The organism is Bacillus sp. SH5-2 (assembly GCF_008368905.1).
In the GTDB taxonomy this organism is placed as follows: domain Bacteria; phylum Bacillota; class Bacilli; order Bacillales; family Bacillaceae_G; genus Bacillus_A; species Bacillus_A luti.
On the sequence record NZ_QOSD01000005.1, the window covers coordinates 76768 to 91626 of the forward strand.

Here is a 14859-nt window from a genome sequence, read left to right on the forward strand (position 1 = left end):
TGCATTTTATTCATAAATTTCCATAAACATAACACCGTAGCAATTGGAATATTCACTAAAGGTACATAAAAGATATATCTCACATTTCTTAACGCTTCGTATAATATAGCAACTGTAATGAAGGAGTGGTTGAAAATGAAACATACTTATGATTATCACGCTACAAAAAAATATTTAGAATTAAAGAAACAAGACCTAAATAAAAAACTCAGCGATAGGAAACTATGTGACAAAGAACGTGAACATATCAAACGTGAAATTGACAACTATGAATATATTTTGAACCTAGTCGAAATGAATCATTATGAAAGGGGATTTTCTCATTAAAGGCAGATATAGTATTATCCGCGTTTCATTTTGAGCATTTCATTACGCATTTTTCGTAAGTAAATATATAATAGGATGTACATTAAGATTGAGAGGTATATTCTATGATCAAATTAAGTGTGTTAGACCAATCACCTATTTCAGATGGTAGCACAGCAGCCCAAGCTTTTTCACATACAGTTACGCTTGCACAAGAAGTTGAAAAACTCGGATATACACGATTTTGGGTATCTGAGCATCACAATTCTGTAAGCCTTGCTGGTTCAAGTCCTGAAATACTTATTTCCCATATTGCAGCGAAAACAAATCGTATAAGAGTTGGTTCGGGTGGTGTTATGTTGCCGCACTATAGCCCATATAAAGTTGCTGAGAATTTCCGCGTTTTAGAAGCGCTTTATCCAAACCGTATCGACCTTGGTGTTGGTAGAGCACCTGGTGGTATGCCTATAGCAACTCGCGCACTTCAAGAAGGAAAAATGGTCTCACTTGATCAATATCCAGAGCAAATTGCAGATGTTGCAATGTACTTACATGATCAAGTACCAGAAAACCATCATTATGCAAATTTAAAGGCTACTCCAGTTATTCCAACATCTCCTGAAATGTGGATGCTCGGTTCTAGCGGAGAGAGTGCTAAAATTGCCGCAAATAATGGTGCTTCTTTTGCATTCGCGCAATTTATTAATGGATTCGGAGGTCCTGAAGTTATGAGGGCTTACCAAGAACAATTCCAACCTTCCTATTTAGGAGATAAACCAAAATCAATCGTCGCTATTTTTGTTATTTGCGGAGAAACAAATGAAGAAGCGGAAAGAATTGCTTCTAGTTTAGATTTATCCATCTTATTACTAGAGCAAGGAAAACGAACGACTGGTACACCTTCTATCGAGACTGCTCAAAATTATTCATACAGTGCTTATGATTTATTCCGTATTAAAGAGAATCGCCAACGTATGATCGTGGGTGATCCATCTTCTGTGAAAGAACAAATAGTAAATTTAAGTAAAGCGTACAATACTGACGAATTTATGATTGTCACGATTACTCATCAATTTGAACATAAGTTACAATCTTATCGCTTACTAGCAAATGCTTTTAATTTATAATAGTAAAAGGGAGATACATCACCTACGATGCATCTCCCTTTTTCCTACTTATTATTTGCACTTTCGATGTATTCAATAGCTTCTCTTAATAATTCATCAAAATGATTAGGATAGTCATGATTTAAATTAGGCACAACTTTATACTGATGTTCTATATCATTATCTCTTAATAGCTGTACAAATTGCTGTGTACATTCGAAACAATCTTCATCTTGATCCCCGCATACTATATATCCCTTTATATGTTTATCTTGTAGCACTCCCAACAACTCATTCCATTCTTCAATCTCCGGAAGCCACGGTGCCATAAAAATAAAACCATCCACTGCTATATCTTTTTGTAAAATCGTATATAAAGCTACTCTTGCCCCAGCAGAAAAACCACCAATTATTACATTTTCTACTGAATGATTCTCTATAAATTTATTGTAGTGCTCTTTTAATTCTCCTCTCCCTCTCTCTATATCATCCCACACAAATCCATCTGAAAACTGAATTTGCGAAGACTGTGGTACAGCTAACGTATAATCTTGCGTCAAAACAGATTTCCAATATGGTTCTATTATTTCTATATTTTCTTGATCACCGTGCATTGCAATGAATAGATTCCCCTTTTTCTTGCTCTCTATATATTTCACGTCTGCTCGTTCTGTTTTCTTTGCCAATTCTTCTCTTTCTTTACATAATTGTACCATTGTATGAAATTCTTCAAATTTATGTAATGGTTTTAAATCGTCGTCGGAAATTAAATACTCATTTCCATACCAAAACCCATTGTCTATAATGGCCTCTCTCATTAAATGCAATGCTTCTTTTTCTAGCCCTGCTGCACTTGCGAGCGCATACTTAAAATTATATATTTGCGCCTCATTCCCTATTACTCCTGTAGCGTGTTCCATTATATAATTGTACGCTTCAAAACTTCCTTTATTTGCATAGCAACGTAACGTTTCATTTAATAATTGAATATAAGTCATACTATTTTTCATTACAAATTCCCCCGTAACCTTTTATAATAATTGTTTCCTACTCTTCCTATCCACTAGTTGTAGTATAAAGTTAAATAGACTGAAAAATCAATATTTTAACAAACAAAAAAAGACAACAATAATAGTATTGTTGTTCTCATCACGTCTACCCACTATTCTTTTTTTTCTTATCTGGCTTACTTGAAACTAAATAATGTTTTTCTGAAATATATAAGTCTCTTTTTAATATACGATTTAAATAAGGTCCTAGTTTAACTCCGCATATGAGGCGATCTTCGCTATCTTCAACAATTGGGAACATTTCTTTTTCTGTTACGTATTGATCTACCGCCTTTTGTACGATATCAATTTCTTTAACTAGGTTTAAATTTTCTTCTGTATGTTCAAATACCTCAAGCGTTTCCTTCGTAATAAGAAAAACATTTGTTGGAAATACAGGTAAATACGGCTTTAACAAATCATAGTTTACTGTATAATCATCATTTACTAATACTGTATAAACAATATTAGCATTCGTTTCTAGAAATTTAGCCATCGCTTGTTCTAATTCATCTTTCGTAATTTCCCGCTCTTCTTTTCCAGTTCTAAAAAAACGAAACATTGCATCGCCTCCTTTTTACTATATTATAGCATAAAAGAAAACTGAAAAATCATAAAAGAAAAAACCATTAAAAGAATTTTCCAATGGTTTTTTTCTTTATATATTTATCTTTATTTTAAGAACGCACTTAGCATCCACACATGTTGTTCTAATGTCGTATGAATTGCTAATAGCATATCTGCTGATGTTTCATCATCTGCTTCACCAGCAACTTCCATACCTTCTTTTAATTCTTGAATAAGTGCAGAGTAATCATTCACTAATGTTCGCACCATTTCTTCTGCTGATTCTTTGCTTGTCCCTTCGCTGACACTAGATGTAGCAAGATATTCTTTCATTGTCGCTAACGGTTTACCTTCTAACGCTAAAATACGTTCTGCTAACTCATCAATATATGTTCCGGCTTCATTATAAAACTCTTCAAATTTCTCATGTAATGTAAAGAAGTGTGGTCCTGTCACATACCAGTGATAATTATGTAGTTTCACATATAACACATTCCAGTTTGCTACCTGCTTGTTTAATACTTCAACAACATTTGTTTTCGTACTCATACAATCCACTCCTCTTATCATTTCAGAATGTTTATCTTTTAATAACCTAGTTACATGTTACCATACATTTCCTATCCTTTCGAACGATTGGCTCATATGTAACAAAGTTTTAACACCTTTAATACTTCCCTAATATCTTTTAATTCATGTATGTTTTCTAACAGTTCATACGTCTAATTGTCCAAGCTCATACATATGCATAATAGTAAATCAAGCTCATCGTAGTAGAAAGAGGGATAACATGGACAATCAACAATGGCAAGTAGCAAAGAAAGTCGCTGCTACTTATATTGGAACAGTCGTTGGAGCTGGATTTGCTACTGGACGAGAAATTGTTGAATTTTTTACAGTGCACGGATTATACGGAACAATTGGTATATGTATAAGTGGATTTTTTTTTATTTGGCTCGGCACGAAGATGATGTTACTCTCATCACAAATCGGGGCATTTTCAGCGCAAGAATTTAACAAATATTTATTTGGAGATGTATTCGGAAATGTTGTAAATACATTATTACTACTTGTATTATTTGGTGTAACGAGTGTCATGCTATCAGGAGCTGGAGCGGTATTTGAAGAGCAACTTCGGTTACCAAGACAACTCGGTATTTTCATTACAGTTATTGCCTGTCTCATCATAGGTAGCCGCGGATTACAAGGCGTTTTTGAAGTAAATACACTTGTCGTACCTATTATGATGATTTTCATTATCGGACTTGCTATTACAACGTTTTTTCACGGTACAACTCCTATTAGTAACACTATTCCTGCAGAAAGCTGGAATATGAAGTGGATAACTAGTCCTATTACATATGTCGCCTTAAATCTTTCTCTCGCCCAAAGTGTTCTCGTCCCGTTAGCCAGTGAAGTAAAAGATCGAAAGGCCATTTTATGGGGCGGTATTTTAGGCGGGGCAGGACTTTCTTTAATATTATTATGTAGCCATTTAGCTATCTTATCAGTCGACCAATTTTATCAATATAACATCCCAATGGCTGAAGTCATAAGAAAATTCAATGCAACTTTTCACTTTTTCTTTGTTCTTATCATTTTCGGTGAAGTATTCACAACCTTAGTTGGCAATGTGTTCGGAATGACAAAACAAATGCAATCCATCACCGGTTGGAAAAATAACAATATTATTTTTTTCATTTTACTAATAAGTTATTGCTTTAGTTACGTTGGCTACAGTGAGTTACTCCACATTCTATATCCTATAATCGGATGGGTCAGCATCATTTTACTTCCGATTATTGCTTTTAAACAAATTCAAAAAACATAAAAGAAGCATCCATGTTATTGGATGCTTCTTTTATGCTTATTCACAATCATCACATACTTCCCAGTACGGGCCCATTTCCACTGCCAAATATGGCTTTAATTGCAACCGAATCATTCGACTAGGCATACGCTCTAAAACGAATTGAATGCCATCTTCCTCTTCGTCTAATTCAACCTTTGAAATCGCAATTCTTTGCATAGTAGAAATAGGAATTCCATCTTTATATAAAGTGATTTTCACCTCATCATATTCATTAAAATACAATTCAACGCTCATTTCATTTTTCAACATTTCATCAACAATTTCATAATTATCATTTTGTTCCTGGATTATATATTTCCAGCCACCTCTAGCTTCTTCCTTTGGAGCTGCTTGAAATAATGTCATCAAATCCTCGTATAGCATAAGATAACCCCTCTCTTACTAAAAAACGATGAGTATTTTATATACCCTTTATCTCTATCACTATCCATATGTATTGTACCATATATCAACGTTCTTACCGTATTCATTTGCTTCATAAACTAACACAAAACACCTAATTCTATCCTCATTATTATGTATATTACCCTATTACATAATATTCTCCTAAAGGTTTCAAATATCGTTAACCTTTAATGCGTGAAAATTATGCTCCCCCATTTTTTATTAGCTCATAGATCATCTTTTCCTTGATAGTAAGACCGCCACAAATAAAAAAGAAGAGTGACTTATATCACTCTTCTTAAAAAAACTTCCCTGTAGCGGCTAATGCTAATACTATTATTAAGATTGTAAATAATAACGATACAATGAAACTAAAAATAGGCAATGCTTTCTTTTCATTCTTCTTAAATAGTAACTTTAAACTAAGAAGAATGTTTACTGGTACAAGTATAAAATAAAAGTATTTAACAATTTGCACCGAGCTATTCGAAAGTGTTTTTAAAATAAACACTTCAGTTAGAAAAACAATAAAAAATGAAATACTTAACCAAAATGAGACATAACTAAGCCAAGAATGTCTTTTTGTCCCCCAATACACTCCCATAACAATCTCCTTTATTTGTATTCTATATGATTATAATTATACACAAAGTTAACAAATACCTCTATTTTTCGACAAATATTATACAAAATATCCCTTTAAATATTACAAAAACATTCTCCATGCCCATTTGATTTTACATAATAAAAACAGACTATCTCCAATAGCATAATGCTATGCTGGAGATAGTCTGTCCTCTGTTAAACTTTAAATCTTTCAATTAATACTTGTAACTCTTCAGCCATTTGAGATAATGCACCCGCCGCAGAACCAATTTCCTCCATTGAAGCTAGTTGCTCTTCTGCTGACGCTGCAACGTTTTGTGTACTCGTTGCGTTATTCTGTGCTGTCATTGCAATTTGACCTACAGAAATAGATACCTCATTCGCACCTTTTGACATTCCATTTGCCGTTTCAACCATCGTCTTAATTTGATCTGCTATTTCATTTGTAGATTGTAGAATTTCTGCAAAGTTTTGCTTCGTTTCATTCGCGATAACTAATCCGGATTGAACTTCTTCATTTACATGATTCATAGATTTTACTGTATTACTCATATCATCTTGTATTTCACCTATTAATTTACTAATTTCACTGGAAGATACGCTAGATTGCTCTGCCAATTTACGTACTTCATCTGCAACAATTGCAAATCCTCTTCCGTGTTCACCAGCTCTCGCCGCTTCAATTGCAGCATTTAAAGCTAGCAGATTTGTTTGATCTGCAATATTTTGGATTACTTCTAATATATCACCAATTTGCTTTGATTTATTATTTAATAACTGTATAACTGCATCTGATTGTGAAACAGATTCTACAATAGACTGCATTTGATTTACTGTTTTCCCTACTAACTTTCCACCATCTTCTGCTTTTTCACGAGTATGAGCAGAAGCCGTATTAATAGATGATGAACTATTTGCTACATGCTGGATACCTTCTGTTACACTAAACAATAACATAGCACCATTCTCTACACTCGTTGTTTGTGTCGTTGCCCCACTTGAGATTTCATCCATTGCCATTGTAATTTGCTCAGTTGCTTCACTCGCTTGTCTTACACTTGCAGTTAGTTCTTCTGATGCCGCTGCAACATGTCCAGCTGAATCATTAATTCTTCCAATTAACGTTCGTAACGAGTTTGTCATCTCATTAAAACCTTTTGCAAGTTGACCAATTTCATCATTAGAATGAATTTCAATTATTTTTGTTAAATCTCCCTCACTTATTTCTTTAGAAGTGACAACTAATCTCTTTAAAGGTTTTGTAATAGAAAGTGTCACGAAATAAATAAGTGCTCCTCCTACAACTAATGAAATAATCATAACAATTAACATATTATAAAATACAGGCTGAGCAGCTTCAATTACTTCATTAGAGTACATCGTTCCACCAATCTTCCAACCTGTTTTTACGTTTGTAGCAAATACCATTTTCTTTTCACTATTGTCATACATGTATGAAAAAGTACCGTGATTATCTTCATAAATTTTCTTCGCCCAAGAATCAGCTGCCTTGTCTCCTGATTTTTCTTGAGGGTGTGCAATTATTTTTTGTTTCCCATCTAAAATAAACGCATATCCTTTTTTACCAATATTGATTAACTTTGTTGTTTTTAATAAATTATCTAAGCTTAAATCTACCGCAACAACACCACTTTTATCTTCTGTTTGTTTTGCAATCGTTACAACAATATGTCCATTTCCTTGCGCCTTATACGGTTCAGTAACAACAATACCACCTTGTTTATTCATTGCATCTTTATACCAAGGGCGCTCTGTTGGGTCATAATCTGCTGCCATTTGTATATTTGGTTCTTGTACAAACTTTTTATCATTCCCAGCAACATATACTTGTTCAACATCTTTATTTAAATTGATATATTGTGATAACGTTTTCCTTAATTCATCTTGATTATCTCCTTGATACATATTACCTTGAATTACCCGTGCAAAACTATTCACATCATTAAATTTCGCTTCAATCATTTGATTAATTAAATTATCTAATATCTTTATATTATCGTGAGCACTGCTCATAATTTGTGTTTCAAAATTCTTTTTAGCCGTTTGATAAGACATGCCTCCAATAATAGAAACTGCCGCAATTAAAATGACAAAAAATGAAATTAATAGCTTTTTAGCTACTTTCATATTACGAAACCAATTTAATAGTTTACCCATTTCGTACCTCCTACTTATAAAATTAATTGATTTAATTATTAATTTATTCCAATCCCTAATCACTATTTTTATATCCTATTACGATGAACACTTTGTAAAGTTTAAACAAATAATTTCTCTTTGTCCATATATACGAATAACATTATTATAAAATTTACAAATACAAAAAAACCAAAGGAACAGTCCTTTGGTTTTTCACATTTTTTTATACTGTTTAGAAAGTTTTTTCCACTTATCACGTTCTGCCCTTGCAAGAATCGCATCTTGTTTTCTCATAAAATACGCTAATTCTCTTTGCAACTTTTTATAACTCTGCAAACGATTTATCGTAATAAGTCCGTTATTTATTGCATGATGTACTGCGCATCCTGGTTCATTCTCATGTTTACAATCTCGGAAACGGCATGTTTTTGCTAATTCTTCAATATCAGAAAATGTCGTTTGAATTGCAGCGCTTCCTTCCCAAAGCTGCAACTCCCTCATGCCAGGAGTATCAATTACGAGAGCACCACTTGGCAATTGAAATAACTCTCTATGAGTTGTCGTATGCCTTCCTTTACTATCTTCTTCACGGATATCTCCTGTTTTCGCTACTTGAAGTCCTATAAGCGCATTTAGCAAAGTTGATTTTCCAACCCCCGATGATCCGACTAAAGCAATTGTTTTTCCTGAAGCAACAAATTGTTGCAACGATTCAATACCTGTATGTTCTAAACTATCAACAACGAAGATCGGAACACCAATTGCAACAGCTTCCGTTTCTACAACTTTCTGTTCCACATCATTACATAAACCACTCTTTGTTAAAACAATAACAGGCATTGCACCACTTTCATACGCTAATAATAAATAACGTTCCATCCTTCTTACGTTAAAATCATGGTTAAGTGCATTTACTAAAAATAGATAATCTACATTTGCTGCTATAATCTGTTCTTCCGTTCGATTACCAGCTTCTTGTCTTGAGAAGGAGCTTCTTCGCGGAAAAACACGATGAATAATCGCTTTCTTTTCATTCTCTATTTTCTTTATATATACCCAATCACCAACTGCTGGGTAATCTCCCTTCGTTAACGCTTCATGACGAAACTTTCCAGACAGTTCTGCCATATATTCACCATCGTTACAAATTATGCGATATATATGCTTGTGCTCAAGTAAAATACGACCTACTTCAAAGTTCTCTACAGCTTGTTCTTCAAAAAAAGAATCCCAGCCGAACGTTTCTAAAATATTTTGATTCAAATTGATATCCTCCCTAGTTTAAGCAAAGCAGAAGGATAGTGCGCTCACTTATATAGTATCGCCCTTTCCATCCACCTTTGTATTTTGTTTATGATTCATATAAGTTAAATTCACCATAATACATCACCCCGATCTTATTTTAATTACTCTCATTATATGGAATATCTCATTAAAAAGCTACTTTATTTAACGGAATTTTCGAATAAATTACTTTTTAGCATTTTAATTTGTCCGCGATGACTAATCTCATCTTCTAGCACATGAAACCAAATATAGTGTTGGTTATAGTATAGTAAAAGCGCTTCATATAATAGACTGAAATGTATCGTAATCTTCCGTCGTAATTAAATTGAATGCGAAATATACCCAAACAAACTTTCTCAATATGGTTATATGAGATATGAAAAGGAATCCATATGTAAAAATTGAATCTTATTCACTAAAAGGAGTGGATTCGATGGAAATGTATCAATGGCTAACTGCTGTTCTCGTTGGTGGCATTACCGGCTTCGTTTCCCATCTAATCAATAACCAAGGTAAGTTATTGCTTCCACGCCGTTTGAAAACTTTTTTTCATTTTGGTTTTTTAACTGATATTTTTACCGGCTGCCTAGCTGCACTTCTCGGACTCGTTTTATTCGATGCCACCTTAATAAAAGAAATAATCAAGGTGTCCATTGTGACTGCTATTTCTGGCCAAACGTTCTTACTTCACCAGGCTCTTGGTGGTGAGCAGGCTAAAAATACGCAAATTGGAAAAGCTGATGAAAAGATTCAAGAAATTGACAAATTATTGCGACGTTAGTATATACTTTCTTTTTAAATTATTGTTATAATGAAAAATAAATATTTTCTATTGCGTCGTTTGTCAGAAGAAAGGGTGTTTCGTATGACAAAAAAGAAAATAGAAGATTTCTTAACAAACACCGAAAAAGAGGAACTGCTAGAAAACTATAAATGTTTACGAGAAGCCCGCACAAAAAGCGAAGCTAACTATTTTGGTGAAGCAGTAAACCATCTATTAAATAAAGCAAAACAACGAATTATTAAAGATGCAGGCATACATGATGAAAATGCAGCAACTGTACAATCGAAGAGAAAAGCACTGTTTTAGTTACATTAGCTAAAACAGTGCTTTTTATTTACAAGGATTTTCACCATAATCATTTTTCACATTACTTTCACATCTATTTCACAAATGTAAGTAGGCCTATATGTTAAACTAATTATATCCTTTTCCAAGGAACTATATGCCGATATATAAATCCCTATCTTTGTAGGGATTTTTATTTTTTTGATTTCCCCGATTTATTTTTAAAAGCTTTATGAAGCAATTCCTGTTTCACGATTCTCAGTTAGTTTTTCACTTTTTCTAAACAAAAATAAAGCTACAAAATATAATAACGCAGTAAAACTACCTACAAATATAAAATTGTGAGATGCTGCAAATAGCAGTCCTGCCATTGCCGCTCCAATCATCTGGCCAATATACATAGAAGCATTAGCCAGAGCGGCTCCTGTTCCTCTTGCTATACTAGACATATTTTGTAAGCGCCCCATCATCAATACAAACAAAATTCCTGTTACAAAAAATAAAACAAAGAAAAATAACTCTACAAATATAATGTTATTTAAATGAGGAAGTACGACATATAGTACTGCTGTAAATACAATTCCACCATAGAAAGAAAGGTTATTACCAATTTTATTTACAATTCTCGGCCCAAAAATGTTACCAGTTAAATTTCCTAATCCTAATACGAGCATAGCTGTACCTACTTCATGAACTTGTAAGCCAAATTGACTGGAAAGCCACACACCAAAAAATGAAAATGCAGCAAAATTACCAGTTTGAAAAACAAAATATGCAAAATAAGATAGTGAAACCTTTGAATCTGTAAGTAATTGTTTATAGCGCTTTAAGATGTTTGTTTTATTTCCACCTATATGAACCGGTTGTATTTCTGGTAATACTACATAAATAAGAACGACAAGTAGTGCTGATAATATACCAATGACGAAGAATGGTGTTGTATAATGTGTCGTTGCTAAATATGCTCCAATTGGCAGTCCTAAAATTTGGGCGATTGATAACCCCGCTGTTGCAATTCCAATTGCTTTTACAATTTGCTTCTTCCCTATTAGGAGCGGAATAGATGCCCACACTTGTGGAGATACAAAAGCTGCACTTACACCTGCTAAAAATCTAAATGTTATCATCCATAAAAAACTCGGTGCCATTCCACATAAAAACGTACTTAACGCAAAAAAACTCATTCCTATTACCATCACCTTTTTTCTGTTTAAGCCATCTGATGTAGGACCAGCGATAAGCGCAAATCCAGCGTATCCTAATGCATATGAACTCACCATCCACCCTGACAACTCAGTTGAAATATGATACACCTGTTGTAATGTCGGTAAAAGTGGTGAAATTAAGAAAGTATCTGTACCGATCATAAACATTATCGTAAAGAATACAATTAGTACTCTTTTCATTTAGATCTTCTCCTTTTATATAAAGTTATACTTTAATCAGCCCTCACCAATCGGGCTATCCGACAAATAGCAGGATAAAAAGAGGGGATTATCCCTCTTTTTAACTATGCTTCTAAAATAGATTCAATCTCTTTTAGAACCTTTTCATTCAATGAAACTTCTACCGACTTTACACTTTCTCTTATTTGCTCTGCCCGCTTTCCTCCAGGAATAACAGTATCAATTCCTTGTTTGTTTAATAACCACGCTAAAGCTAAATGCGATACTTCGATATTCTTTTCTTCGGCTAAACCTTTTAACTTTTCCACTTTCTTAAAGTTATTCTTATATGTATTTTCTTCAAATAGATTTACACTTTTGCGCCAATCACCTTCATTTAATTTGAAATCTTCTGTATATTTACCACCTAGTATTCCAAAGGCAAGAGGTCCATACGGAATAAATGAAATACCAGCTTCTATACAATACGGCAATAGTTCTTCCCCAGCAGTACGATCTAACATGTTGTAAGGCGATTGTACAACATCTATATAACCATGTTGATTCGCTTCTTTTAATTGTTCTATGTTTACGTTTGATATTCCAATTGAACGAATTTTCCCTTCCTCTTTTAGACGAATGAGCTCTCCAATTGAATCTATGTAACTTGTTTCAGAATTTGTAAAGTGTAAATAATATAAATCAATATAGTCAGTCTGTAATCTTCTTAAACTATTTTCCACAGCATTTCTTAAATAACTTGGTTCATTATTAATATACGTTTCTCCATTTAATAACGGCTGAATTCCACCTTTTGTAGCAAGTACAAACTCATGGCGATTTCTTTTTAATACCTGTCCTACTAATTCTTCTGATCTACCAAAACCGTATGAATCCGCTGTATCAAAAAATGTAATTCCTTGCTGAATAGCTTCTTCTATTAATTGTTTTCCTTCTTCCTCATTCACATTAGCATATAAATTATGCCCCCCTACAGCGTTTGTTCCTAACCCCAACTTTGAAATATTGAGTCCTGCCTTTTGTAATTTTGTATACTTCATTTTTTCTCCCCCTATATTTCTATTGTTCGAATATATTCGAACAATAGAAATATACCATTTTATATGTTATAGTGCAAATAACTTAACTTATACAAGCAGGTGAAAAAATGCGTACACTCTATCATCCAAATCGAGAAGAAATTCAATTCTCTTCTGTCTTATATGCACTTAGCGATCAAATTCGTTTACAAATTGTAACTATGCTACTAGAGAAGAATGAACAATCTTGTGGTGCGTTAAACATTCCAATTGCGAAATCAACTTTATCTCACCATTTTAAAGTTTTACGTGAGTCAGGTGTTATGTATACGCGTCTTGAAGGAACACAACGTTTTATTTCAATTCGCGAGGAAGATTTAAATGCTAGATTCCCTGGTTTGTTACAAGTTGTATTACATGCGACAGAGCCATACTAAAAAACTTCTCATATTCATATGAGAAGTCTATTAATCCGTTCCCTTCAGATGTACGTTCATACCCTAAAGGTACAGTTCTTTTTATTAGTTGTGCATATATTTCTGGCTCCGATAACTTTCTACCATATTCTCTCTCGCACTGCTTAATGAGAAGTGCTAATGCTCCAGCAACATGTGGTGTCGCCATTGAAGTTCCACTTAATACAGCATACTTCCCATCTGGATACGTAGATAATATTTCATCACCTGGCGCTACTAAATCAATTTCTTGATTAGAATTACTAAAACAAGCAATTTTCCGCTCTAAATTAACTGCACCAACTTCAATTACCTCAGAATAAGCACCTGGGAAGTCTAGTTCCTCTGTTTCATCATCACAATCCCCATTATTTCCAGCAGCACACACAACGAGTACATCTTGTCTTACCGCATTTTGAATTGCTTCATGTAATTCCGGAACGTCTTGCGAACCACCAAGTGACATGGAAATGACTCTAACTCTTTCTTTATTAGGCCCTCTCCAATTTACAGCATAATGAATGGCCTCAATAATTTGCTCATAACTTCCAGAACCATCTCCTGCTAAAACTTTTAATACTAACATTTTAGCAAGTGGTGCCACTCCTAATACACCGACACCATTTTCAGTCGCTGCAATCGTCCCCGCTACATGTGTGCCATGTCCATTATTATCGAGATAAATATTCGGATCACCTTCATAATCTTTCGTGAAATTTCTCCCATCAATAATACGGTCTTTTAAATCTATATGATTGATATCACACCCTGTATCTAAAACGGCAACGACAATATCTTTTCCTTTCTCACTCTTCTCCCATACTTGTGGAGCATGAATCAATTGTACACCTGGTGGAATTTCATTTACTTGTTCGACCACCTTGTTTACTGTAAAAGGAATCAACTGTATACCTTTTTGTTTATTCGCTGTACTACTGTTCATCGTAATCCCTCCTGAAAATGTATTATTTTCATTTCAGACCACTGTTGAATAGCTTTAAATTTAACATTCGTTTTATCTGTTCTATTCTCCTTCATTTCAAATATTTCTCAATATAGCTTACTAATTTTTCACTACTTTTTTATTTCTATTGTGATTCAACTAATAACAAAAATAAAAGGACCAATTTATGGTCCTTTCATAGTCTTTTAAAAGAATAAAATTTAATCTTCAAAAATAATATAAATGAAGATCAAACCTCACTCTTGTTTAAGAATTTCTCTATCTCTTTTATTAAATGTTTCGCTCCATCTATACTAACAGTAATGTTTCCATTTGCTAATGATATGTTCTGATTTGAAACATCACCTGTTATTTGACAAGCATTGTAAGGTTGATATTTTTGTAAAATTACTTTGTCTTCTTCTACGAAAATTTCAAGTGGTGATTTGATTTGTATCCCTAATACATCTCGTAATTCTTTAGGAATAACAATTCGTCCTAGTTCGTCTACTTTTCGAATAACTCCTGTTGCTTTCATATTACTCCCCCCTTACTCTCTATTAATTTTTCCACCTCGCTATTTCCATTTTATCACTATTTGGTAATACTTGCCTCTTTTTAGAAATTTT

Annotated in this window: 17 protein-coding genes and 1 pseudogene; 6 read left to right on the forward strand and 12 right to left on the reverse strand. The window is 33.6% G+C overall.

Going from position 1 to position 14859, the window contains the following annotated elements:
• Positions 1 to 135: 135 nt before the first annotated feature.
• Positions 136 to 327 (forward strand): DUF3896 family protein, encoded by a 192-nt coding sequence (locus DN410_RS04485; protein ID WP_149175518.1) that lies wholly within the window; start codon positions 136 to 138, stop codon positions 325 to 327.
• A 104-nt stretch (positions 328 to 431) separates the two neighbouring features.
• The gene (locus DN410_RS04490) at positions 432 to 1433 is read left to right on the forward strand and encodes an LLM class flavin-dependent oxidoreductase (RefSeq protein ID WP_149175519.1); all 1002 of its coding nucleotides are present in this window, start codon (positions 432 to 434) and stop codon (positions 1431 to 1433) included.
• A 44-nt stretch (positions 1434 to 1477) separates the two neighbouring features.
• Here DN410_RS04490 and DN410_RS04495 read toward each other — a convergent pair whose 3' ends face one another.
• The 3 genes from DN410_RS04495 to DN410_RS04505 all read right to left on the reverse strand — a co-directional run bounded on the left by DN410_RS04495 (position 1478) and on the right by DN410_RS04505 (position 3577).
• Positions 1478 to 2422 (reverse strand): alpha/beta hydrolase, encoded by a 945-nt coding sequence (locus DN410_RS04495; RefSeq protein WP_149175520.1) that lies wholly within the window; start codon positions 2420 to 2422, stop codon positions 1478 to 1480.
• A gap of 145 nt (positions 2423 to 2567) precedes the next feature.
• A complete protein-coding gene (locus DN410_RS04500) occupies positions 2568 to 3023 on the reverse strand; it encodes a DUF3939 domain-containing protein (RefSeq protein ID WP_088230531.1) in 456 nt (151 codons plus the stop codon).
• Between the two features lie 110 nt (positions 3024 to 3133).
• A complete protein-coding gene (locus DN410_RS04505) occupies positions 3134 to 3577 on the reverse strand; it encodes a Dps family protein (RefSeq protein ID WP_149175521.1) in 444 nt (147 codons plus the stop codon).
• A gap of 241 nt (positions 3578 to 3818) precedes the next feature.
• Between DN410_RS04505 and DN410_RS04510 the strand changes: the two genes are divergently transcribed.
• A complete protein-coding gene (locus DN410_RS04510; protein WP_149175522.1) occupies positions 3819 to 4859 on the forward strand; it encodes a YkvI family membrane protein in 1041 nt (346 codons plus the stop codon).
• A gap of 36 nt (positions 4860 to 4895) precedes the next feature.
• Here DN410_RS04510 and DN410_RS04515 read toward each other — a convergent pair whose 3' ends face one another.
• The 5 genes and pseudogenes from DN410_RS04515 to rsgA form a co-directional block, all read right to left on the reverse strand.
• Positions 4896 to 5264 (reverse strand): DUF3979 family protein, encoded by a 369-nt coding sequence (locus DN410_RS04515; protein ID WP_149175523.1) that lies wholly within the window; start codon positions 5262 to 5264, stop codon positions 4896 to 4898.
• A gap of 319 nt (positions 5265 to 5583) precedes the next feature.
• Positions 5584 to 5889 (reverse strand): hypothetical protein, encoded by a 306-nt coding sequence (locus tag DN410_RS04520; protein ID WP_149175524.1) that lies wholly within the window; start codon positions 5887 to 5889, stop codon positions 5584 to 5586.
• A 197-nt stretch (positions 5890 to 6086) separates the two neighbouring features.
• Positions 6087 to 7034: a methyl-accepting chemotaxis protein gene (locus tag DN410_RS28900; protein WP_472926181.1), complete on the reverse strand. Its 948-nt coding sequence runs from the start codon at positions 7032 to 7034 to the stop codon at positions 6087 to 6089.
• A pseudogene (locus DN410_RS28905) lies at positions 7029 to 8069 on the reverse strand (cache domain-containing protein); the annotation flags it as partial. The pseudogene DN410_RS28905 and the gene DN410_RS28900, both read right to left, overlap by 6 nt.
• A 195-nt stretch (positions 8070 to 8264) precedes the next feature.
• Entirely contained in the window at positions 8265 to 9314 is a 1050-nt protein-coding gene (gene rsgA / locus DN410_RS04530; RefSeq protein WP_149175526.1) for a ribosome small subunit-dependent GTPase A, read from the reverse strand.
• A 457-nt stretch (positions 9315 to 9771) separates the two neighbouring features.
• Here rsgA and DN410_RS04535 point away from each other — a divergent pair, with 457 nt between their 5' ends.
• Together DN410_RS04535 and DN410_RS04540 are read left to right on the forward strand one after the other, a co-directional pair.
• Positions 9772 to 10119 carry a DUF4257 domain-containing protein gene (locus DN410_RS04535; RefSeq protein WP_002118502.1) on the forward strand — a complete coding sequence of 116 codons (348 nt, stop codon included), beginning with the start codon at positions 9772 to 9774 and terminating at the stop codon, positions 10117 to 10119.
• An 84-nt stretch (positions 10120 to 10203) separates the two neighbouring features.
• Entirely contained in the window at positions 10204 to 10428 is a 225-nt protein-coding gene (locus tag DN410_RS04540; protein ID WP_000162606.1) for a hypothetical protein, read from the forward strand.
• Between the two features lie 209 nt (positions 10429 to 10637).
• Here DN410_RS04540 and DN410_RS04545 read toward each other — a convergent pair whose 3' ends face one another.
• Both DN410_RS04545 and DN410_RS04550 read right to left on the reverse strand, forming a co-directional pair.
• A complete protein-coding gene (locus tag DN410_RS04545; protein ID WP_149175527.1) occupies positions 10638 to 11813 on the reverse strand; it encodes an MFS transporter in 1176 nt (391 codons plus the stop codon).
• Positions 11814 to 11917: 104 nt separating this feature from the next.
• Complete coding sequence (locus DN410_RS04550; protein ID WP_149175528.1) at positions 11918 to 12853, reverse strand: aldo/keto reductase; 936 nt, start codon at positions 12851 to 12853, stop codon at positions 11918 to 11920.
• A 107-nt stretch (positions 12854 to 12960) separates the two neighbouring features.
• Between DN410_RS04550 and DN410_RS04555 the strand changes: the two genes are divergently transcribed.
• Entirely contained in the window at positions 12961 to 13269 is a 309-nt protein-coding gene (locus DN410_RS04555; protein WP_149175529.1) for an ArsR/SmtB family transcription factor, read from the forward strand.
• Here the strand turns inward: DN410_RS04555 and DN410_RS04560 are convergent.
• Both DN410_RS04560 and DN410_RS04565 read right to left on the reverse strand, forming a co-directional pair.
• On the reverse strand, positions 13217 to 14230 hold the full coding sequence (locus tag DN410_RS04560; RefSeq protein ID WP_255446665.1) for a serine protease: 1014 nt from the start codon (positions 14228 to 14230) through the stop codon (positions 13217 to 13219). The genes DN410_RS04555 and DN410_RS04560 overlap by 53 nt on opposite strands.
• Before the next feature lie 250 nt (positions 14231 to 14480).
• The gene (locus DN410_RS04565; RefSeq protein WP_064474212.1) at positions 14481 to 14768 is read right to left on the reverse strand and encodes an AbrB/MazE/SpoVT family DNA-binding domain-containing protein; all 288 of its coding nucleotides are present in this window, start codon (positions 14766 to 14768) and stop codon (positions 14481 to 14483) included.
• Positions 14769 to 14859 lie beyond the last annotated feature (91 nt).